The sequence below is a fragment of the Anaeromyxobacter diazotrophicus genome (assembly GCF_013340205.1).
Lineage (GTDB): Bacteria > Myxococcota > Myxococcia > Myxococcales > Anaeromyxobacteraceae > Anaeromyxobacter_A > Anaeromyxobacter_A diazotrophicus.
In genome coordinates this window covers 489,799-511,370 of record NZ_BJTG01000003.1, presented here as the reverse complement: position 1 = coordinate 511,370, position 21,572 = coordinate 489,799, and the positions used below count along the sequence as shown (strand labels likewise).

17 protein-coding genes are annotated in these 21,572 nt (G+C 75.7%); 11 read left to right on the top strand and 6 right to left on the bottom strand.

The window, feature by feature from the left end; genetic code table 11:
• The gene (locus tag HWY08_RS08280) at positions 1–1,275 is read left to right on the top strand and encodes a DUF4388 domain-containing protein (protein WP_176064373.1); all 1,275 of its coding nucleotides are present in this window, start codon (positions 1–3) and stop codon (positions 1,273–1,275) included.
• Positions 1,272–2,321: a tRNA pseudouridine(13) synthase TruD gene (truD, locus tag HWY08_RS08275; RefSeq protein ID WP_176064372.1), complete on the top strand. Its 1,050-nt coding sequence runs from the start codon at positions 1,272–1,274 to the stop codon at positions 2,319–2,321. The genes HWY08_RS08280 and truD overlap by 4 nt, the downstream gene beginning before the upstream one ends.
• Here the strand turns inward: truD and HWY08_RS08270 are convergent.
• From HWY08_RS08270 to HWY08_RS08260, 3 genes are all read right to left on the bottom strand, one after another.
• Positions 2,252–5,377: an efflux RND transporter permease subunit gene (locus tag HWY08_RS08270; protein WP_176064371.1), complete on the bottom strand. Its 3,126-nt coding sequence runs from the start codon at positions 5,375–5,377 to the stop codon at positions 2,252–2,254. The genes truD and HWY08_RS08270 overlap by 70 nt on opposite strands.
• A 10-nt stretch (positions 5,378–5,387) precedes the next feature.
• On the bottom strand, positions 5,388–6,524 hold the full coding sequence (locus HWY08_RS08265; protein WP_176064370.1) for an efflux RND transporter periplasmic adaptor subunit: 1,137 nt from the start codon (positions 6,522–6,524) through the stop codon (positions 5,388–5,390).
• A gap of 123 nt (positions 6,525–6,647) precedes the next feature.
• Entirely contained in the window at positions 6,648–7,088 is a 441-nt protein-coding gene (locus tag HWY08_RS08260; protein WP_176064369.1) for a hypothetical protein, read from the bottom strand.
• 121 nt (positions 7,089–7,209) lie between these two features.
• Here HWY08_RS08260 and HWY08_RS08255 point away from each other — a divergent pair, with 121 nt between their 5' ends.
• Positions 7,210–7,476: a GlsB/YeaQ/YmgE family stress response membrane protein gene (locus tag HWY08_RS08255; RefSeq protein WP_176064368.1), complete on the top strand. Its 267-nt coding sequence runs from the start codon at positions 7,210–7,212 to the stop codon at positions 7,474–7,476.
• Positions 7,477–7,498: 22 nt separating this feature from the next.
• Complete coding sequence (locus tag HWY08_RS08250; RefSeq protein WP_176064367.1) at positions 7,499–8,485, top strand: aldo/keto reductase; 987 nt, start codon at positions 7,499–7,501, stop codon at positions 8,483–8,485.
• 10 nt (positions 8,486–8,495) lie between these two features.
• Here HWY08_RS08250 and HWY08_RS08245 read toward each other — a convergent pair whose 3' ends face one another.
• From HWY08_RS08245 to HWY08_RS21845, 3 genes are read right to left on the bottom strand one after another with little or no spacing between them, the layout of a single operon-like run.
• Positions 8,496–9,809 carry a right-handed parallel beta-helix repeat-containing protein gene (locus HWY08_RS08245; protein WP_176064366.1) on the bottom strand — a complete coding sequence of 438 codons (1,314 nt, stop codon included), beginning with the start codon at positions 9,807–9,809 and terminating at the stop codon, positions 8,496–8,498.
• Positions 9,809–10,729, bottom strand: a complete 921-nt coding sequence (locus HWY08_RS08240; protein ID WP_176064365.1) for a PEGA domain-containing protein — start codon at positions 10,727–10,729, stop codon at positions 9,809–9,811. The genes HWY08_RS08245 and HWY08_RS08240 overlap by 1 nt, the downstream gene beginning before the upstream one ends.
• Positions 10,730–10,759: 30 nt before the next feature.
• Positions 10,760–12,196, bottom strand: coding sequence for a serine/threonine-protein kinase (locus HWY08_RS21845; protein ID WP_176064364.1), 1,437 nt, complete (start codon positions 12,194–12,196; stop codon positions 10,760–10,762).
• A 60-nt stretch (positions 12,197–12,256) separates the two neighbouring features.
• Here HWY08_RS21845 and HWY08_RS08230 point away from each other — a divergent pair, with 60 nt between their 5' ends.
• The 7 genes from HWY08_RS08230 to HWY08_RS08200 all read left to right on the top strand — a co-directional run bounded on the left by HWY08_RS08230 (position 12,257) and on the right by HWY08_RS08200 (position 21,571).
• Positions 12,257–13,786 carry an FHA domain-containing protein gene (locus HWY08_RS08230; protein WP_176064363.1) on the top strand — a complete coding sequence of 510 codons (1,530 nt, stop codon included), beginning with the start codon at positions 12,257–12,259 and terminating at the stop codon, positions 13,784–13,786.
• Between the two features lie 89 nt (positions 13,787–13,875).
• Positions 13,876–14,586 carry a PTS sugar transporter subunit IIA gene (locus HWY08_RS08225; RefSeq protein ID WP_176064362.1) on the top strand — a complete coding sequence of 237 codons (711 nt, stop codon included), beginning with the start codon at positions 13,876–13,878 and terminating at the stop codon, positions 14,584–14,586.
• A complete protein-coding gene (locus HWY08_RS08220; RefSeq protein WP_176064361.1) occupies positions 14,583–16,580 on the top strand; it encodes a proton-conducting transporter transmembrane domain-containing protein in 1,998 nt (665 codons plus the stop codon). Before HWY08_RS08225 ends, HWY08_RS08220 begins: the two co-directional genes overlap by 4 nt.
• 10 nt (positions 16,581–16,590) lie before the next feature.
• A complete protein-coding gene (locus HWY08_RS08215; RefSeq protein ID WP_176064360.1) occupies positions 16,591–18,570 on the top strand; it encodes a proton-conducting transporter transmembrane domain-containing protein in 1,980 nt (659 codons plus the stop codon).
• An 11-nt stretch (positions 18,571–18,581) separates the two neighbouring features.
• On the top strand, positions 18,582–19,487 hold the full coding sequence (locus HWY08_RS08210) for a respiratory chain complex I subunit 1 family protein (protein WP_176064479.1): 906 nt from the start codon (positions 18,582–18,584) through the stop codon (positions 19,485–19,487).
• 5 nt (positions 19,488–19,492) lie between these two features.
• A complete protein-coding gene (locus HWY08_RS08205) occupies positions 19,493–20,140 on the top strand; it encodes an NADH-quinone oxidoreductase subunit K (protein WP_176064359.1) in 648 nt (215 codons plus the stop codon).
• Between the two features lie 6 nt (positions 20,141–20,146).
• Entirely contained in the window at positions 20,147–21,571 is a 1,425-nt protein-coding gene (locus HWY08_RS08200) for a proton-conducting transporter transmembrane domain-containing protein (protein ID WP_176064358.1), read from the top strand.
• The last annotated feature ends 1 nt before the right edge of the window (position 21,572 follow it).

The window sequence follows — 21,572 nt, the reverse complement described above, 5'->3', positions numbered from 1 at the left end:
ATGCCGCTCCACGTCGACATCGACGCCCACGGCCGGATCGTGCCGCAGGACGACCAGGCGCGGCGGCTGCTCGCCGACCGCGCCGGCCGGTTCGAGCTCTTGCCGTCCGCGCCCGACCTGCTCCTCGGCCGCCGCACCCCGGCCGCCGGCGGCGCCTCGCAGCGCCCGCGCTGCGTGCTGGCGGGCGACCTGGCGGCGTTCCCCATCGCCGACTTCATCGCCTTCGTCCACCAGTCGCGGCTCTCCGGCCTCCTCAGGGTGGCGGCCGCCGGCGGGGACCGCACGGTCGTCTTCCGCGAGGGCGAGGTGCGCGGGGCGCACTCCCAGGCCGCCGGCGAGCGCCTGGGGGAGATCGCGGTGCGGCTCGGGTACCTCCGGCCGGCGGGGCTCGAGCAGGCGCTCCGCGCCGCCGCCGGGCCCGCCGGGCTCGGCAAGGCGCTCGTCGACGGGGGCCTCGTCTCCGCGCCCGACCTCTGGAAGTGCCTGCACGAGCAGGTGGCGGCGGTGTTCCACGCCATCCTCCTCTCGCGCGAGGGCGTGTTCACGCTCCTCGACGAGGAGGCGCCGGAGCTCGGCACGCCGCTCTCCGTGAACACCCAGTCGCTCCTCATGGACGGCATCCGGCGCATCGACGAGCTGAGCCTGTTCCGGGCGCGCATCCCCGGGCCGGAGGCGTTCCTGCGCCGGCGCGAGCCCAAGGTGCCGATCACGCTCCAGCCGGTCGAGCGGGAGCTCCTGGGGCTGGTGGACGGCCGGCGCACGGTGGCCGAGGTGGCGCAGCGCGCGCACCTCTCCCCGTTCGACGCCACCAAGGTGCTCTACCACCTGGCGGAGGCCGGCTACCTGGAGGCGTCGGCCCAGCCGCTCGGCGCCCGAGGGCAGTCGCCGGACGAGCGCGCCGGCGCCATCGGCGAGGGGATGGCCGGCATCCTGCGCGAGGTGGCGGTGGCGGTCGAGGCGGCGGGCGGCCGCGAGCCCTTCCTGGCCGCGGTCCGCGCCTTCCTCGCCGATCCGGCCGGCCGCTTCGCCTTCGCCTGGACCGGCATCGCCCCCGCCCGCGACGGCGCCGTCGACCCGGCGGCGGTGCGGGCGAACGTGGAGGCGGCGCGGGTCTCCGACGACGACGGCGATCGCCTGACGGTGCTCTTCGACGCGCTGCACGAGCTCGTCCTGTTCTACCTGTTCCAGAGCGGGGAGCTGCTCGCGCGCGCCGAGGACGAGCGGCTCGGGCGCGAGGTGAAGGAGCGCTTCGAGGCGCTGGCGGAGCTCCGGTGACCCTGCCCTTCGTCACCGCCGACCTGCCCGGCTCGGGCGGCGCCGTGAAGGCCTCGCCGGAGGACTTCCGCGTCGACGAGGTCCCGGCCTACCTGCCGCAGGGGACCGGCCCGCACCTGTGGCTGCGGGTCGAGAAGCGCGACCGCACCACCCGCGACGTGGTGCGCGCGCTGGCGGCGGCGCTGGGGGTGCCCGACCGCGAGGCGGGCTGGGCCGGGATGAAGGACCGCGCCGCGGTCACCACCCAGTGGCTCTCCTTCCCGGTGGCGCGCGACCCCGATCCGGCCTCGCTGGCCGGCGACGGCTTCCGCGTGCTGGAGGCCTCGCGCCACCAGAACAAGCTCCGGACGGGCCACCTGCGCGGCAACGTCTTCGCGGCCGTGGTGCGCGGCGGCGATCTCGCGCGCGCCCAGGCCTGCGCCGCCGCGCTCCAGGCGCGCGGGCTCGCCAACTTCTTCGGCGCCCAGCGCTTCGGCGCCGCCGGGCGGAACGCGGAGGTGGGGCGCAAGCTCCTCCTCGGCGACGCGCGCGACCCCGAGGTGCGCCGCGCGCTGCGCGACCGCTTCCTGCGGCGGCTGGTGCTGTCGGCCTGGCAGTCGCGGGTCTTCAACGCCTGGCTGGCGGAGCGGCTGCGCGACGGCCTCTTCGCGACCGCGCTCGCCGGCGACGTCCTGAAGAAGCTCGACTCGGGCGGCGTCTTCACCTGCGAGGACCCGGCCGCCGACGGGCCGCGCGTGGAGCGGTTCGAGGTGTCGCCGGCCGGGCCCATGTTCGGGCACAAGCTCAAGCCCGCCGCGGGCGAGGCGCTCCGCCGCGAGGAGCGCCTGCTCGCCGCCGAGGGGCTCGGCCCGGCCGACCTGGCGCGCGGCGGCGGCGAGACCGAGGGGACGCGCCGCCCCGGCCGGCTCCCGGTGGCCGTGGAGCTCGAGCCGGTGGAGGGCGGCTACCGCGCCCGCTTCGAGCTGCCGCGCGGCTCCTACGCGACGGTGGTGCTGGGCGAGCTCGCCAAGTCGGAGGGGCTGGAGCTGCCCGACGCCGAGGCCTGAGGGCCGCGGTCCTTGGCGATGAGCAGGTAGATGGCGGGCACGAAGAAGAGGGTGAAGGCCGTGCCCACCGCCATCCCCGCCACCAGCACCAGGCCGATGCTGTTGCGCGCCGCCGCGCCCGGCCCGGTCACCAGGGTGAGCGGGAAGTGCCCCGCCACCGTGGCCACGCTCGTCATGAGGATGGGTCGGAGCCGGGTGGCGGCCGCCCGCTTCACCGCGTCGAGCTTGCTGAGGCCCTCGAGCTGCGCCTTGTTGGCGAAGTCGACGATGAGGATGCCGTTCTTCGAGACGAGCCCGACCAGCGTGACGAGCCCCACCTGCGAGTAGACGTTGAGGGTGGTGGTCCAGCCGTTCGTGAAGGACGGCAGGTTCGGGTTGGGCATCTTGAGGAAGGTCATCAGGGCGGCGCCGAACATGCCGAGCGGGACGGAGCCGGCCAGGATGACGAACGGGTCCCGGAAGCTGTTGAACTGCGCCGCCAGCACCAGGAAGATCAGGACCACCGCCAGGAGGAAGGCGGGCAGGAACTTGTTCCCCTCGGTGCGGAGCTGCCGCGACTCGCCGGTGTAGTCGAGGTTGTAGCCGTTGGGCAGGATCTTGGCCGCCTCGGCCTCGAGGAACCCCAGCGCCTGGTCGAGCGGGCGCACCGCCACGCCGCTGATCTTGACCGCGTTGAGCTGCTGGAAGCGGTTGAGCGAGCGCGGGGTGACGCTGTGGCGCAGGGTCGCGATCGACGAGAGCTTGATGAGCTGTCCGCCCGGCCCGGTCACGTTGAGGTCCGCGAGCTGGGCCGCGTTGAGCCGCTCGCCGCGCACGAGCTGCGGGATGACCTTGTAGCTGCGGCCGCCGATGCTGAACCGGTTCACGAAGTTGCCGCCGACGGCCGCCGCCAGGTCCTGGCCGACCGTCTGCAGGTCGAGGCCGAGGGCCGCCACCTTGTCGCGGTCGATCTCGAGCTCGGTCTCCGGCTGGTCGATCTTGACGTCGATGAGGGGCGGGAACGCGAACATGCCGCTCGCGGCCGCCTTCTCCTGGAGCTGCTTCGCGAAGCCGAGCACCTCGGAGGCCTCGGCGGTGGAGGCCAGCACGAACTCGACCGGGAAGTTGCCGCCGCCGGGCAGGGCCGGCGGGACGATGGGGAACGTCTGCACTCCCGGGATGGCGGCGACCTTGGCCCCCACCTGCGGCAGGAGCTGGGAGGCGGTGGCCTTGCGCTCGTCCCAGGGCTTCAGCCCCATGCCCCAGAACCCGCCGTTCGGGAAGGTGATCTGGAACGTGAACTCGGTCTCGGGGAACGACCGCACCGCCTTGTCCACGGCGCGCGTCGACTGCATCACCTGGTCGATGGTGGAGTTGGCCGGCGTGTTCACCACCCCGAAGATGACGCCCTGGTCCTCCGCCGGCGCCAGCTCCTTGGGCGACTGCCAGAACATGAGCCCCGCCAGCACGCTCACCACCACCCAGGCGAGGTAGATGGCGCCGCGCGCGCGCAGCACGCCCTCGAGCTGCCGGACGTAGGTGGCGCGCAGCCGGTCGAAGGCGCGGTTGATGCGGCCGGCCAGCCCGTGCTCCTCCTGCCCGCGGCGCAGGAGCGCCGACGACATGACGGGCGAGAGCGTGAGCGCCACCACGCCCGAGATGCCGACCGCGCCGGCCAGCGTGAGCGCGAACTCGCGGAAGAGCGAGCCGGTGAGCCCGCCCTGGAAGGCGATGGGCGTGTAGACGGCCGCCAGGGTGACGGTCATCGCGAGGATGGGGCCGACCAGCTCGCGCGCCCCCTGCAGCGCCGCCTCGACCGGGCTGACCCCCTCGCGCAGGTGGCGCTCGACGTTCTCCACCACCACGATGGCGTCGTCGACCACCAGGCCGACCGAGAGCACGATGGCGAGCAGCGTGAGCAGGTTGAGCGTGAACCCGAACGCCTGCATGAGGAAGACGGCGCCGATGAGCGAGACCGGGATGGCCACCACCGGCACCAGCACCGAGCGCAGCGAGCCGAGGAAGAGGAAGATGACGACGATGACGATGAGGAGGGTGTCGCGGAGCGTCGACTCGACGTCGCGGATGGCGCTCCGGATGTAGCTCGTGGCGTCGTAGGCGATGTAGGCCTTGATCTGCTCCGGGAGCTCCTTCTGCAGCGACCCCATCTCGGCCCGGACGCGCCGGATGACGTCGAGCGAGTTGGCGTTGGGGAGCGCCCAGATCCCGACGAACACCGCCGTCTGCCCGCTGAAGTTGACGGCGGTGTCGTAGTCCTCCGCGCCGAGCACCACGTCGGCGACGTCGGAGAGGCGCACCACCGCCCCGTCCTTCTCGCGGATGGCGAGCTGCTGGAACTCCTTCACCGAGCGCAGGTCGGTGTTGACGGTCAGGTTCACCTGGACGAGCGCGCCCTTGGTCTGCCCCACCGCCGCCAGGTAGTTGTTGGCGGCGAGCGCGCGGCGGACCTGGGTCGGGCTCACGTCGAGCGCCGCCATCCGATCCGGCTTCAGCCAGATGCGCATGGCGAAGGTGCGCGCGCCGAGGATGTCGGCGCGCTGCACGCCCTCGAGGGCCGAGAGCCGCGGCTGCACCACCCGCACCAGGTAGTCCGTGATCTCGTTCTGCTTCAGCAGCTCGGACGAGAAGCTCAGGTAGGCGGAGGCGAACTGGCTGTCCGTCGACACGATGTTGAGGATCGGGATCTCCGCCTCGGGCGGGAGATCGCGGCGGACCTGGTCCACCTTGGAGCCGATCTCCGAGAGCGCCTTGGTGGCGTCGAAGTCGAGGCGCAGGTGGGCCGTGATGGTGGACATCCCCTGCTTGCTCTCGGACTCGAGGTAGTCGATGCCGTCGGCCGCGGCGATGACGCGCTCGAGCGGGGTGGTGATGAACCCGCGCACCAGGTCGGCGCTGGCGCCGACGTACACGGTGGTGACGGTGATGGCGGCGTTCTCGCTGCGCGGGTACTGCCGCACGTTGAGCGTCCGCATCGCCTGGACCCCGGCGATCACGATCACCAGGTTCACCACGATCGCGATGACCGGCCGCCGGATGAAGAGATCGGTGAAGCTCATGGCGCGCCCTTCACTCCTCTTTGGCCCGCGGGGCCAGCTCGGCCGCCGGCGCCAGCGCCTCGTTGACCACCACCGCCGCGCCGTTGCGCAGCTTGAACGCGCCGCTGCTCACGACGCGCTGCCCGGCCGAGAGCCCCTCGGTCACCGCCACGAAGTCGCCCCGGCGCTCGCCCAGCCGCACGAAGGCCTGGCGCGCCACGAGCCCGGCCTTGCCGGCCGCGTCATTCTTCTCCTCCAGCAGGAAGACCGAGTCGCCGTACGGCGCGAAGAGCACCGCGGTGGCGGGCACGAGGAGCACCGGCCGGCTCTGCCCGGACAGGAGCTCCACGTTGACGAACATGCCGGGGCGGAGCCGCCCGTCGGCGTTGGGGAAGGTGGCGCGGACCCGCACGTTGCGGGTGGCGGGGTCCACCTCGGGGTTCACCGTCGTCACCTGCCCCTCCCACTGCGCGCGCGGGAAGGCGTCGGTGCGCAGGCGGGTGCGCTGGCCCACCGTGAGGTCGGCCAGCGCCTGCTGCGGCAGCGCGAACTCGGCGTAGATGGGCGAGACCGAGTGCATCGCGGCGATGGGCGCCCCGGCCGACACCACCTGGCCGAGCTCGACCTGGCGGATGGCGACGCGCCCGTCGAACGGCGCCCGGATGGTCTTCTTCGCGATGGTGGTCTCGAGGCCGGTCACCGTCGCGGCCGTCTGCTGGGCGCGCGCCTCGGCCGCGTCCAGATCGGCGGGGGTGTTGGCGCCGCCGGCGCGCAGCTGCCGCGCGCGCTGCAGGGTGGCCTTGGCCAGGGCCGCGTCGGCGCGCGCCGCCGCGAGCTGCGCCTCCTCGGTGGCGGTGTCGAGCTTCACCAGCATGGCGCCGCGCTTCACCGACGCGCCGGAGTCGAAGCCGATCTCCCGGATGACCCCGGGCAGCTCGGCCCCGACCGTGACGCCGCGCACCGCCACCAGGGTGCCCACCGCCTCGCGCGACGCCTCCCAGCGCGACGCCTCGACGGTGGCGGAGGTGACCGACTCGGGCGGCGGCACGAACGACTTGCCGGCCTTGATCATGCCGGTGATCTGGGTGGCCTTGATGGCCACGATGGCTGCCACCACCACCAGCAGGGCGACGACGACCAGCAGCCAGAGCTTGCTCTTGTGTGTCATGCGGGGATCACCACCGGGGGAGTCACGGCCCCTCCTTGTAGGGGGCCGGCGGAGCAGGCGCAGCGACAGTTGGAGAGAGGCCCCGGTTGGAGCAGGGCGCGAACGTTTACCACGGGTCGACGCTCAGCGGGAGAAACAACCTGGTTGCGAGGCCGCGACGTCCAGGGCGGCGTCGTGCAACGCCAGGGCGTCGGCCGGCACGAGCTGCCGGCTCTCGTCGTACCAGCCGGTCACCGCGCGCGGGGCGGCGCGCGGCCCGTGGAGCAGCGCCAGCGTGGTCGCCGTCTGGTCGCAGCAGCCGGTGGGGTTGTCGGGCAGGTAGTACCGGGGCCGCCAGCGCGCGGGGCGGGCGCGCCGGACCGCGCGCGCCAGCCGGGCGAGCTCGGCCGGAGCGAGCTGGCTCCGGCAGCGCTGCCCCGACGGCGCCACCACCTCCACCTCGCCCGCGGAGGAGATCTTGACGGCGCCCGCGCCCCGCCCGGAGAGACCGCCCAGGGTGGCGACCTCCACCCGCCAGGCGGGCGGAGCGGCGGCCAGCGCCAGCGCGGCGAGGAGCGAGGTCACCGCGCCGTTCTAGCGAACGGGTCGCGCCCGGTAAAGCGTGCGGACGCCGGCGGAGCCTCCGGCCGGGCGGGCGGCGAGGGCGGCGGGGACGTACCTTGCGGCTGGAAAGGGGGAGCACGACATGGGGATCATCGCCTGGATCGTCTTCGGCTTCATCATCGGCCTCCTGGCGCGCGCGCTGGTGCCGGGCCGGCAGCACATGGGCTTCGTCATGACGACGCTGCTCGGGGTGGCGGGCTCGCTCGTCGGCGGCCTGGTGGCCACCGCGCTCGGCGGCGGCTCGGTGCAGGAGCTGCACGGCGCCGGGTTCCTGGGCAGCCTCATCGGCGCCATCCTGCTGCTCGTCATCGCGGGCGCGGCCATGCGACCGCGCCGTGCGGCGCTGTGACGGGCCGGATAGGTCCAGGTCCATGCGAACGCGCAAGCTGGGCCGGCAGGGGCTCACCGTCTCGGCGGTGGGGCTCGGCTGCATGGGGATGAGCGAGTTCTACGGGCCGGGCGACGAGGCGGAGTCGATCGCGACCCTGCACCGGGCGCTCGAGCTCGGGGTCACCCTGCTCGACACGGCCGACATGTACGGTCCGTTCAAGAACGAGGAGCTGGTCGGGCGCGCCCTGCGCGGGCGGCGCGACCAGGCGGTGCTCGCCACCAAGTTCGGGAACGAGCGCCGCGCCGACGGGTCGTGGGTGGGCATCAACGGCCGGCCCGAGTATGTCCGGCGGGCGTGCGACGCGTCCCTCGCGCGGCTCGGCGTCGACCACGTGGACCTCTACTACCAGCACCGCGTCGACCCGACCGTCCCCATCGAGGAGACGGTCGGCGCCATGGCGGAGCTGGTGAAGGCGGGGAAGGTGCGCTTCCTCGGCCTCTCCGAGGCTGCGCCCGCCACGCTCCGCCGCGCGCACGCCGTGCACCCGGTGAGCGCGCTCCAGACCGAGTACTCGCTGTGGAGCCGCGACGTCGAGGACGAGATCCTCCCCACCGTGCGCGAGCTCGGGATCGGCTTCGTCGCCTACAGCCCGCTCGGCCGCGGCTTCCTGTCCGGCCAGATCCGCCGCCCGGAGGACCTGGCCGAGGGCGACTTCCGCCGCTCGAACCCGCGCTTCCAGGGCGAGAACTTCCAGCGGAACCTGGCGCTGGTGGACCGGGTCCGCGAGCTCGCGGCGGAGAAGCGGGTGACGCCCTCCCAGCTCGCGCTGGCCTGGGTGCTCTCGCGGGGGGAGGACGTGGTGCCCATCCCGGGCACGAAGCGGCGCAAGTACCTGGAGGAGAACGCCGCCGCCGCCGATCTGACGCTCGGCGCCGAGGACCTGCGCCGGATCGAGGCGGCCGCGCCCCGCGGCGCCTTCGCCGGCACGCGCTATCCGGCCGAGGCGATGAAGCGGCTCAACCTGTGAGCGCCCTGGGTCACGGGCAGGCGACCGGCGGCTGCGGGCAGGGCAGGACCGCGGCCGGGCAGTACCAGCCGCCGGCCGCGCCGGCGTCGACGCCGGCGCCGTAGTCCGCGCCCTGCGCGGGCGGGCCCGCCGCCCAGGAGTTCCCCTGCGCCGCGACGTGGACACCGCCCTGCCCCCCCGCCCACGCCACGCCCATGCCCCCGTGCAGCGGGTCATAGCAGTCGAGCTGGTTGGCCTCGGTCGCGCAGCGCGCGGCGTCGGCGGCGCCGACGAGCTGGAGCGCGTCCTGCTCCTCGGCGCCGGCCGGATCGACCAGCACCTGGTCGTAGCCGTTGCCGTAGACGCGGTTGCCGGTGAAGGCGAGCTGGCCAGGCGTCCCCCCCAGGAACACCACCCCGCCGCCGCGCCGCCCCGAGCGCTGGCGGATGGCGCAGTTGCGGTCGATGGTGTTCCCGGCGAGCGTGAGCGTGGCGCGGGTGGCCTGGTCGACCTGGAGCCCGGTGTCGCTCCCCTGCTCGATGGTGGTGTCGCGGATCGTCGCGGTGAGCGGCACCGAGCCGTCGAGCCAGACGCCCCGGCCGCCGCGGACGATGGTGCAGCCGTCCACGAGCAGCGTCCCGCCCGCCCTCGCCTGGACGGCCACCGCGACCCCGTCGAAGGTCGCGTCCTTCACGGTGACCGAGCACGCGCCGGTGGAGCGCACGCCGGCCGAGAAGCTCGGCGGCGCGCCCCCGGGCGCCGCGCCCTCGACCCGGACGTCGTGGACCACGGCGGCGAGCGCCGAGGCCCCGGCGCAGGCCACCACCACCCCGTCGATCCGGTCCGCCCCGGGGCGGAGCACGAAGCCCGAGAGGCTGGCGCCCGGCACGAGCACGATGGGGCTCGGGGGCTGCAGCACGTAGGCGCCGTCCGGCCCGTCCCCGCCCGAGAGCGACACGCCGGCCGCGATGGGCGGCAACAGCTCGGTGAAGACCGCCGGGCCGGAGGCCGTCCCGCCGTGGACCTGCACCGTCACCGCCGCGCCGCCGGGGCCGGCCGCCTGGGCGGCGGCGAGGAGGGCGGGGCCGAGCGCGCGGAAGCGGCAGGCGGCGGGCGCGAGCGCGCCGGTCGGCTCCGGCACCTGCGCGAGGTCCGAACCGGCGACCGGATCGACGTGGAAGGCGAGGCCGGGGGGTGGGCACGAGGCCGCGCTCGCGCTGCAGCGCCCGTCCGCCCCGCACCTCTGGCCGGACGGGCAGCTCGCCGCCGACGAGCACGGCGCGCCCTCGGTGGCGACCTGGCAGGCGCAGAGCGCCAGGGCGAGCGGGAGCGCGGCGGCGCGCATCAGAAGGTGCCCTCCAGGAAGAACAGCGTCACCCCGGCCGCGCCCGCCGCCGCCGCGACGCCGTAGAGGACGTTGGCGTTGCGGGCGCGCGCGGCGGCGTCGGCGGCGAGCTGCTGGGCGGTCGCCCCGGTGTGCTCGCTGGAGCGGAGCTCGGCGCTCGCGCTCCGCGCCGCGAGCCCGTACGCGATCCCGGCCACGAGCGCCGCGCCGGCGACGCCGGCCGCGACCCAGGTGTAGCGGCGTGCGCCGCCGGCGCTGACCTTCACCTCGGGCGGCGCGGCCAGCCCGGCGCCGGCGGAGAGCGGGGCGGCCGCGGCGGCCGGAGCGAGGTCGGGCGCGCGGCGCGCGAGCGGCGCCTCGGGCGCGAGCGGCAGCGAGAGCTCGAGCGTGCGGTCGGGCGCGAGCACCACCTCGCGCCGGAGCGGGGCGAAGCCGGGCTTCTCCAGCAGGAGCCGGTGCGCGCCCAGCGGCAGCTCGGCCGCGAGCGGCGTCGGCCCGCGCGGCAGCGCGTCGACGCTCACCTCGGCGCCGGGCGGCGCGCTCTCCACGAAGAGCTGCTGCACCCCGCGGGCGCCGAGCCGCGCCGCCAGCGCCGCCATGAGCGCCTCGACCGCCCGGCGGTCCTGGGCCTCGGGCGCCGCCTTCAGGTAGGCGCGGTAGGCGGCGAGCGCCGGGCCGAGCTCGCCCAGGCGCTCGTGGCACTGCCCGAGGTTGTACTGGATCGCGCCGTGCGGCCGGAGCCGCCAGGCGGCCTCGAACTCGGCGATGGCGGGCCGGTAGCGGGCCGCGCGGTAGAGCTCGGTCCCGCGCCGGAAGTGCGCCTTCGCCTGGGCCGTCGCCTCGCCGGCCGCGGCGAGCGGGTCCTGCCCGGCGGCGGGCGCGGCGGCGGCGAGGAGGAGGGCGGCGAGGAGGGCGCGCATGCATCCCAGCGTCGCGCGCCCCCGCGCGCGTCAGAAGGGGTCCGGTTTCAGATCGTCGAGCTTGCGGCCGCGATTGTCGCCGCTCGCAGGCCGCCCGCCAAGCGCTCGGCCGCGCGCCGGCGGCGAGATCCGCTGCTCCGCCCGGGATGGGGCGGGGGTGACGGTGAGTGTCTGTGAGGGGAGGTCGGGCGCGGGCGCAGGCGGCGCCGGGGTGGGCTCGCCCCGCGCGGCCGCGGCGCGCTCCCCGGGCGCGCGCGCCGCCGCGGCGTCCGGGGCCGGAGCGCGGCGCAGGGCGACCAGGACGGCGATCGCGGCCACGGCCAGGACGAGGGCGGCGCCGTAGCGCGCGCGCCGGCCGCGGCCGCGCCGGGACCCCGCGGTCTGCCCCTCCTCCAGCGCCAGGGTCGCGCCGCGACCGGTCGAGCGGGACAGGGCGGACCCCGGCCCGGCCAGCGACTCGAAGCGCTGGGTCAGGCCCGATCCCGGGGCGAAGCGCGGCGCCGGCGTGGGGGCGCGCTCGTACACGGGCGGCAACCCCAGCCCGGCGAGCACCGGGGTGAGCTCGGCGGCGACCTCGAACATGCTCTGCTGGCGCTGCTCGGGCCGCTTCTCGAGCGCCTTCATCACGAGCGCGTCGAGCGCCGGGGGCAGCCCGGGGCGGAGCTGGCTGGGCGCCTCCGGCACCTTGGTCTGGTGCTCGAGCAGGGTGGCGATGGCGGTCTCGCCGCGGAGCGGGAGCCGGCCGGTCAAGAGCTCGTAGGCGAGCACGCCGAAGGCGTAGATGTCGGCGCGGTGGTCGACGGTGGCCGAGGCGCCCTGCTCGGGCGCCATGTACTCCGGGGTGCCCATGATGAAGCCGGCGCGGGTGGTGAGCCGCCCGGGCTCGGGGCCGGCGCCGTTCTTCGAGATCCCGAAGTCCACCACCTTCACGAAGTCCGTCCCGTCCTCGCGCCGGACCACGATCACGTTGTCCGGCTTGAGGTCGCGGTGGACGATGCCGCGGCCGTGCGCGGCGGCGAGGGCGCGGCAGACCTGCGCCAGGATGAGCAGCGCCCGCTCCAGGGGCGGCGGGCCGGCGGCGAGCAGGACCGAGAGGCCCTGCCCCTCCAGCTCCTCCATCACGAAGTAGAGCGCGCCCTGGGCGGTGCGCCCGAAGTCCGTGACGTCGACGATGTTCTCCTGCCCGATGGCGCTGGCGGCGACCGCCTCCTGCTGGAAGCGGCGCACCAGGTCCTGGTCCGCCGACAGCTCCGGCCGGAGCACCTTCACCGCCATGCGCTTGCGCAGCACGACGTGCTCGGCGCGGTAGACGGTCCCCATGCCGCCCTCGCCGAGGACCGCGAGCAGGCGATAGCGCTCTCCGAGGATCTGCCCGAGGAGCGGATCCGGGACGAGCGGGGTCGCGTCCACCGGGCACGCGGTGGCGCCCTCCTCGCATGCCCTCCGGCAGGTCGGACAGGTCGGCATCTCGGCGCTCGGCTCGAGGTTAGGCTATCATCGGCGGCCATCGTCTCCTAGCGAGGACCCTTGGCCGAGCTCTTCGTGGTGAACGGCATCTGCGGCGGGACCGTCTTCTTCCTGCCCGACGTCCCCACGGTCCTGGGGCGCTCTCCGGAGTGCCACGTCCAGGTGGCCGACCCCTGGATCTCGAGCATGCACGCGCTGTTCGAGCGCCGCGGCGAGCAGCTGTGGGTGGTCGACCTCGACAGCCGCAACGGCACCTTCGTCGACGAGCAGCGCGTGCACGAGGCGCCCATCCAGCCCGGCGCGCGGCTGCGCTTCGGGCGGACCTCGACCGAGCTGCGGGCCCGCGCCGAGCCGGCCCCGCCGCCCGGCATCCTCTCCGACCAGCGCACCATCATCCGCTACATCGCCGACCTCTCGGCCGAGGCCGGCGTCGCCCCGCTCCCGCCGGCTGGACCGCCGGCCGCCGCCACCTCCATCGCCGAGGCGGTGGCCCCGGACGAGGGCACGCCGCGCCGCGACACCGTGCGCGGCGGCGGCACGACCGGGGTGGCCCGCCGCCAGATCGGCGTGCTGAACGAGATCGGCCGGGCGCAGCTCGGCGCGGCCACGCTGGCGGAGGCCCTGGAGCGGCTCCTGCACGTCCTCTCCGCCGCCACCGGCGCCGAGAGCTCGAGCGTGCTGCTCATGGACGAGCGCGGCGAGCTCACCTCGGTCGCGGCGCAGCCCGCCGAGGCCCCGCCGCGCCGCTCCGCGACCTTGATCGAGGCCACCCTGCGCAGCCGGGCCGGCATCCTCACCCTGGACGCCCAGCAGGACCTCCGGTTCGCCCAGAGCCAGTCGATCATCGCCCAGGGCATGCGGTCGTGCATCTGCGCGCCGATCTGGGCGGACAACCGGATCCTGGGCGTGCTCCTGCTCGAGCGCGGCCTCGCCGACGCGTTCAACGCCGACGACCTCGAGCTCGCCACCCAGGTCGGGTTCCAGGCCGCGCTGGCGGTGGAGCGGATGCGCATCGCCGAGCGGACGCGCGCGGGCGACGAGCTCCGCCAGCTCCTCCTGCAGCACCTCGACGAGGCGGCCGCGGCGGCGCTGCTGCGCGCCGACGTCGCCGAGCGCGATCCGCTCGAGCCGGTGCTGCGCGAGCAGGCCGGCGCGGTGGTGGTCGCGCTGGGCGGGCTCGACGCGGCCGCGGCGGCGCTGCCGGCGGCGGAGGTGACCGCGCGCGTGCTGGCGCTGCAGGCCGCGCTCGCGGCCGCCGCCCGCGCCGCGGGCGCCGCCGTCGAGGAGCGGCTCGGCGGCGGGCTGCTGGCGGTCTTCGGGCTGGTCGCCCGCGACGACGGCGCGCCCGCCAGCGCCGCGCGCTGCGGCGCCGCGCTCGCCGAGCTGGCGCGGGACCTGGAGGCGGCGCGCGCGGCGCCCCGCCTCGCCGTCCGCGTCGGGGTGGCGTCCGGCCCGGCGCTGGTGGGGAACTTCGGGACCCCGGAGCAGCCGCGGCTGCGCGCGGTGGGCGAGGCGGTCGAGCTCGCCGAGCTGCGCGCCGCGCAGGCCGCGCCGGGCGAGGTGGCCGGCGGACCGCCGCGCGGCGGCTGACGGCGCGGCGCGTTCTTGCGCCACGATCCCCGGACGAGTAGTGTGCGGCGACACGGGCGGTGCGGCCCCCTCAGGCCCCGCCCATCGCGATGACGCAGCTCGACCTCCGCTCCGCAGCCAAGTTCCTGGGCGTGGACGACGCCACGCTGACGCGGTGGATCCGCCGGGGCGAGATCTCCGCCCGGCGCGTCCACGAGCAGTGGCAGCTCGACCGCTTCGACCTGCTCGAGTTCGCCGCGGCGCGCGGCCTGGCGGTGCCCCCCGAGATGCTGGCCGAGCCGGACGAGGGCGGCCCGGCGCTGCCCCGCCTCTCGGAGGCGGTGCGCGCGGGCGGCGTCCAGCACGCCGTCCCGGGGACCGACAAGGCCTCGGTGCTGCGCGCGGTGGTGGACGCGCTGCGGCTGCCGCCGGCCGTCGACCGCGGCTTCCTCCACCAGATGTTGCTCGCGCGCGAGCACCTCGGCTCCACCGGGCTCGGCCACGGCGTCGCCATCCCGCACCCGCGCAACCCCATCCTGCTGCGGGTGCCGGCGCCGATGGTGGCGGTGTCGTACCTGGCGCAGCCCATCGCCTACGACGCGCTCGACGGCGCCCCCGTGCACACCCTCTTCACGCTCGTCTCCCGCTCGATGCGGGTCCACCTGCACCTCCTGGCCGTGCTCGCGGCGGCGCTGCGCGACCCGGCGGTGGCGGAGCTCGTCGCCTCCCGCGCCGGCGAGCCCGCGCTGCTCGAGGCGTTCGACCGGGTCGAGGCCGCCCTCGCGCAGCGGCGCGCCGGCCCCGCCGAGGAGCCCACGTGACCCTCCACCTCGCCGCGCTCGCCCTGCTCCTCCTGGGCGGCCTCGCCGCGCTCGCGCTCGGGCGCTGGCCGGCGCTCGCGCTGCGCGCCGGCACCGCCAGCGCGGTGGCGGGCAGCGCGCTCGGCCTGGCGGCCGCCCTGGCCGCGCTCGCCGGCGGCGGCGAGCAGCTCTTCACCCTGCCCTGGACCGCGCCGCTCGCCGCCTTCCGCGTGGGGCTCGACCCGCTCTCCGCCTTCTTCGAGGTGGCGCTCTTCGCGCTGGCCATCCCCGCCGCGATCTTCGGCCACGCCTACATGCGGCCGCACCTCGGGCGGCGCGGGCTGCCGGGCTTCCTCTTCTTCCAGAATCTGCTCCTCGCCGCGATGGCGCTCGTCTTCTCGGCGCGCCAGGCGGTGCTGTTCCTGGTGGCGTGGGAGGTGATGGCGGCCGCCTCGTTCCTGCTGGTCGTCTTCGAGCACGAGGACGCGGAGGTGCGCGGCGCCGGGCTCGTCTACCTCGTCGCCTCGCACCTCGGCACCGCCTTCCTCTTCGCGCTCTTCGTGCTGCTCGGGCGCCAGGCGGGGTCGTTCGACTTCGAGGCGTTCGCGGCGGCGCGCGGCGCCGGTCCGGCCGTCCCGGCCGCCCTCCTCTTCGCGCTGGCGGTGGTGGGCTTCGGCACCAAGGCCGGCCTCGTCCCGCTCCACGTCTGGCTGCCCGAGGCGCACCCCGCCGCCCCGAGCCACATCTCGGCGCTCCTCTCCGGCGTCATGATCAAGACCGGCGTCTACGGGATCCTCCGCGCGCTCCTGTGGCTCGCCCCCGCGCCGGCCGGGTTCGGGCTGGTGCTGGGCGGCGTCGGGCTCGCCGGAGCGCTCGCCGCCATCACGCTCGCGCTCGGCCAGCGCGACGTGAAGCGGGTCCTCGCCTACTCGAGCGTGGAGAACGTCGGGATCATCGCGCTCGGCGTCGGGCTGGCGGTGGCGGCCGGCGCGCGCGGCGAGCCCGCGGTGGCGGCGCTCGCCTGGGCGGGGGCGCTCCTCCACGTCTGGAACCACGCCTTCATGAAGGGCCTCGCCTTCATGGGCGCGGGGGCGGTGGCGCACGCCGCGCACGGCCGCGACCTCGAGCGCATGGGCGGGCTCCTCGCCCGCCTGCCGCGCACGGCGAGCCTGTTCCTCCTCGGGCTGGCGGCGCTGGCAGCGCTCCCGCCGCTCAACGGCTTCTCCTCCGAGTGGCTCGTCTACCTCGGCCTCCTGCGGACGGCCGCCACCGCGCCCGGCGGCGCGTCGATCGTGGCCTGGGTGGCGGTGGCGACGCTCGCGTTCGTGGGCGGGGTCGCGGCGCTCGCCTTCGCGCGCCTGGGCGGGATCGCGCTCCTCGGCGAGCCGCGCAGCCCGGAGGCCGCGGCGGCCCACGAGCCCTCGCGCGGGCTGTGGGCGCCGCTCGCCGCGCTGGCGGCGCTCTGCGCCGCGCTCGGGCTCTTTCCGGACCTCGCGCTCCGGCTCGCCGCGCCCGCCCTGGCGCAGGTGGGCGGGGCGCGGGCGGCCGCCCACCTCGCGCCGGCGGTGCACGCGCTGGCGGTGCCGGTCCGGCTGGGCTTCGCCGCGCTGCTCCTCGTGGCCGGTGCCCTCGCGCTCTTCGCGCGGCGCGCGCGCCGGGGCCGGCCCGTCGCCGCCAGCGAGACCTGGGGCTGCGGCTTCACCCGCCCGAGCCCGCGGGTGCAGTACACCGGCGCCTCGTTCGGGCAGCTCTTCCTGTCGGGCCTCGCCCCGCGCCTCCTGCAGCCGCGAGGCCGCGTCGTGCCGCCGAAGGGCGTCCTGCCCGCCCGCGCCTCGGCGCGGTTCGAGGCGCGCGACCCGGCGCGCACGCGGCTCTTCGACCCGCTCTTCCGCGCCTTCGGCGACCGCGCCAGCCGCCTGCGCCGCTACCAGGCCCAGCGGCTCAACCTCCAGCTCGTCTACACGGTCGCGACCCTCCTCGCCTTCGCCGCGCTGCTCGTCCTGCGAGCGCCATGAGAGCGGCCGCGTGAGCCTCGCCCTCGTCCTCGCGGGTCTCGTGCTGGCGTCCTGCTCCGGAGGTGCCGCGCTCGCGCTGCGGCGCGCGCCCGCCCTCGCCCAGCGCGCCGCCTGCGCGGTGCTCGTGGCCGGGGCGGCGCTCGGGATCGCCGGCGCCGCCCTGGCGCTCGGCGGCGCGGCGCCGGCCGGGCTGCACGCCCGCTGGAGCGTCCCGGGCGGCGCGCTCGCGGTGCGCCTGGACGCGCTGGGCGCGGTCTTCCTCCTGCCCGTGTTCGGGATCCCGGCGGCGGGCTCGGTCTACGGCCTCGCCTACTTCGCGCAGGCGCGCCGCGGCGCGCAGGCGCTCCGGCTGCAGGGGTTCTACGGGCTCGTCACCGGCGCGATGGCGCTGGTGGTGCTGGCGGCCAACGCGATGCTGTTCCTCGCCGCCTGGGAGGTGATGGCGCTGTGCGGCTTCCTGCTCGTGCTCACCGAGCAGGAGAAGCCGGAGGTGCAGCGCGCGGGCTTCGTCTACCTGGCCGCGACCCACGTCGGCACCCTGGCGCTCTTCGCGCTCTTCGCGCTGCTCGGGAGCGCGGCCGGCTCCTTCGACTTCGCGCGCATGGCCGGCGCGGGCCTGCCCGCGACCTGGGGGGTGTTCGCGCTGGCGCTGCTCGGGTTCGGCCTCAAGGCCGGGCTCATGCCGCTCCACTTCTGGCTCCCCGGCGCGCACGCCGCCGCGCCCAGCCACGTCTCGGCGCTCCTCTCGGGCGTCCTGCTCAAGACCGGCCTCTACGGGATCTTGCGCGTGACCGGCTTCTTCGCCGCCCCGCCGCTCGGCTGGGGGCTCGCGCTCCTCGCGGTGGGCGCCGCCTCGGCGGTGCTGGGGGTCGCCTTCGCGCTGGCGCAGCACGACCTGAAGCGCCTGCTCGCCTACCACTCGGTGGAGAACGTCGGCATCATCGCCATGGGGATCGGGCTCGCGCTGGTGGGCCGCGCCGTGGGCGATCCCGCCCTGGTCCTGCTCGGCTTCGCCGGCGGCGCGCTCCACGTCGTGAACCACGCGCTCTTCAAGGCGCTGCTCTTCCTCGGCGCCGGCGCGGTCGACCACGCCTGCGGGACGCGCGAGCTCGACCGGCTGGGGGGCCTGGCGCGCGCGATGCCGCTCACCGCGGCGCTGTTCCTGCTCGGCGCGGTCGCCATCAGCGCGCTCCCGCCGCTCAACGGCTTCGTCTCCGAGTGGCTCGTCTACCTCGGGGCGCTGCGGGCGCTGTCGGCCCCGTCGCTGGCGGCGTGGGCCGCGCTGGCGGCGCCGGCGCTGGCCCTGGTGGGCGGCCTCGCGGCGGCCTGCTTCGCGAAGGTGTTCGGGACGGTCTTCCTGGGGACGCCGCGCTCGGACCAGGGCGCGCGCGCGCACGAGGCGGCGCGGGCGATGCTCGCCCCCATGGCGGGGCTCGCCGCCTGCTGCGTGCTCATCGGCCTCTTCCCCGGGCTGCTCCTGCCGGCGCTGCGCCGGGCGGCCTCGGCCTGGGCGCCCCCGGCGGCCGGCCTCGCCGCCGGGGCGGCGCGGTCCGCGGTGGACTCCGCGAGCGCCCTCACCGGCTGCGCCGCCGTGCTCCTCGCGGCGGCCGGGCTCCTCGCCGCCTGGCGGCGGCGGCGCGCGCGCGGGGCGCCGGCGGCCGAGACGTGGGGCTGCGGCTACACCCGGCCCACCGCGCGGATGCAGTACACCGGCTCCTCCTTCGCCGAGATGCTGACCCTGCGCTTCGGCTGGGCGTTCTTCCCCCGCGCCCGCGTCGAGCCGCCGCGCGGCCCCTTCCCGCGGCGCGCCACCTTCAGCTCGCACGTCCCCGACACCGTCCTCGACGTCGCGCTCCTGCCCCTGCTCGCGAGCGCGAGCTGGGGCGCGGAGCGCGTGCGGCGCCTCCACCGCGGCCAGGTGCAGGGGCAGGCGCTGCTCGTCGGCCTCACCCTCCTCGCCCTCCTCGCCTGGCGCTTCCTCTGGTGGTAAAGCCCGTGACGATGCTCCTCGCCCTCGCCTACCTGGCGGCCTTCCTCGCCCTCCCGCCGCTCCTGCTCGGGATCGTGAACCGCGTGAAGTCGCGCTTCGCCGGGCGCGAGGGGCCGCCGCCGTGGCAGCTCTACGCCGACCTGGCGCGGCTGCTGCGCAAGGGCGCCGTCTACAGCCGCACCACGACCTGGGTGTTCCGCGCCGGCCCGGTGGTGGGCCTCGCCGCGGTGGCCACCGCCGGCCTGCTCACCCCCTTCGGCGGCGCGCCGGCCGCGATCGGGTTCGCGGGCGACTTCGTCCTCTTCGCCTACCTGCTCGGGCTGGCGCGCTTCTTCACCGTGCTCGCCGCGCTCGACACCGGCTCGTCCTTCGAGGGCATGGGCGCCGCGCGCGAGGTGACCTTCTCCAGCCTGGCGGAGCCCGCCCTCTTCCTCTGCCTCATGACCCTGGCGCGCGCCACCGGGTCGCTCTCGCTGGGCGGGATGTTCGGCCCGGCCCTCCCGCTCGCCTGGGGGCGCGCCGCCCCGGCGCTCCTGCTCACCGCCATCGCGCTCTTCGTGGTGGCGCTGGCCGAGAACGCGCGCATCCCGGTGGACGACCCCAACACCCACCTCGAGCTCACCATGATCCACGAGGTCATGGTGCTCGACCACTCCGGGCCGGACCTCGCGCTCATCCTCTACGGCGCGTCGCTCAAGCTGTTCCTGTTCGGCGCGCTCTTCGTCCGGCTCGTCCTCGGCTTCCCGGTCGAGGGCCTGGCCGGGCTGGCGATGTTCCTGGCCGGGCTGGCGGGGTTCGCGGCGCTGGTCGGGGTCATCGAGTCGATCATGGCGCGGCTGCGGCTGGTGCGGGTGCCGCAACTCCTGGTGGGCGCGTCCGTCCTCTCCGCCTTCGGCCTCGTCCTCCTGCTCCGGTGACCTCCATGTCCGCCTGGACCGAGATGGTGTTCATCCTGGTGGTGGTCCTCGACTTCTTCCTGCTCGCGTCGAGCCGCCTCAAGGCCGTCATCCGCGCCGCCGCCGCCCAGGGCGCGCTGCTGGCGGTCCTGCCGCTGCTCCTCGCCTCGCACGCCGCCGAGCTCGGCCACGTCCTCGCCCTCTCCGTCGGCGCGCTGGTGGTGAAGGGCGTCGTCATCCCGTGGCTGCTCCTGTGGGCCATCCGCGAGGCCGCCATCCGCCGCGAGGTGGAGCCCATCGTCGGGTTCATCCCGTCGCTCATCCTGGGCGGCCTGGGGGTCGCGCTCGCCTTCGCCTTCTCGAGCGCCATGCCGCTGCCCACCCCCGAGAAGCACGACTTCATCGTGCCCACCGCGCTCTCCACGGTGTGGACCGGCCTCCTGCTCGTCGTGTCGCGGCGCAAGGCGGTCTCCCAGGTGATCGGGTTCCTGGTGCTGGAGAACGGCGTGTTCGTCTTCGGCCTGCTCCTCTCGGACTTCATGCCGACCATGGTCGAGGCCGGCGTGCTGCTCGACCTCTTCGCGGCGGTGTTCGTGATGGGGATCGTCATGTTCCACATCAACCGCGAGTTCTCGTCGCTCGACACGGAGAAGCTCTCCGCGTTGAAGGATTGACCGCCGATGTTCTTCGTCATCCTCGCCCCGCTCGCGCTCGCGGCGGTCGCCTTCGCCGGACCCTCGCAGGCGCGCCGGCCGCTCGCGCTGCTGGCGGGGGCGGTCCTCCACCTCGGCGGCGTCGCCGTCCTCTGGGTGACGCGGCCGGGCCCGGCGCTCGGCGGCTGGCTCGAGCTCGACCCGCTGGCGCGGATCGTCCTGCCCATGACGAGCGCGCTCTTCTGCGTCTGCGCCGTCTACGCGCAGGGCTACCTGAAGCGCCGCCCCGACCGCGACAACCGCGTCTTCGTGGGCGGGCTGCTCGTCCTGCTCTCCGCCATGACGGTGGTGACCCTGTCGCAGCACCTCGGCCTGCTCTGGGTGGCCATCGAGCTCACCACCCTCTCCACCGCGCCGCTCATCTACTTCGACAAGACCGCGCGCTCGCTCGAGGCGGCCTGGAAGTACCTCCTCGTCTGCTCGCTCGGCATCGCGCTGGCGCTGCTCGGCACCTTCTTCCTGGCGCTGGCCGGCGCCGGCCCGGGGGGGCCGCGCTCGCTGCTCCTCGGCGACCTCACCCGCGCCGGCGCCGCGCTCTCGTCGCCCTGGGTCCGGGCCGGCTTCGTGTTCCTGCTGGTCGGCTACGGCACGAAGATGGGCCTCGCGCCCCTCCACTCCTGGAAGCCCGACGCCTACGGCGAGGCGCCCGGCGTCCTGGGCGCGCTCCTCTCCGGCGGCGTGACGAGCGTCGGGTTCGTCGCGCTCGCCCGCGTGCTGCAGGTGTGCTCCGCGGCCGGCGAGGCGCCCTTCGCGCGCGACGCGCTGGTGGGCATCGGGCTCCTCTCGATGGCGCTCGCGGCGGTGTTCATGATCGGCCAGCGCGACTTCAAGCGCATGCTGGCCTACTCGTCGGTCGAGCACATGGGCATCCTCACCCTGGGGCTCGGGCTGGGCGGGGCGGCCGCCTCCGGCGCCATGTTCCACACCGTCAACAACGGGCTCACCAAGGGCGTCCTGTTCCTCACCGCCGGCAACCTCCACCGCTCCTACGGCTCGAAGCGCGTCGACGACGTGCGGGGCGCGGCGCGGCGCCTGCCGGTCTCGGGCCCGCTCTTCCTGGCCGGGTTCCTGGCCGTCACCGGCTCGCCGCCGTTCGGCCCGTTCTTCTCCGAGTTCTCCATCCTGAACGGCGCGCTGGGCGGCGGCCGCTGGGTGGTGGGCGCGCTCTACCTCGCCTTCCTCTCCATCATCTTCGTGGGGATGGGCGCCACCGTGCTGAAGGTGGTGCTGGGCGACCCGGCCGGCGCGCCGGAGGTGAAGGCGCACGGCGACAGCTGGCTCACCGCCGGGCCGCCGCTCTTCCTGATGGCGGTGGTGCTCCTGCTCGGGCTCTTCCTGCCGCGGGAGCTGGCGAGCCTCTTCGACGCCGCCGCGGCGCGGGTGGGGGGTTAGC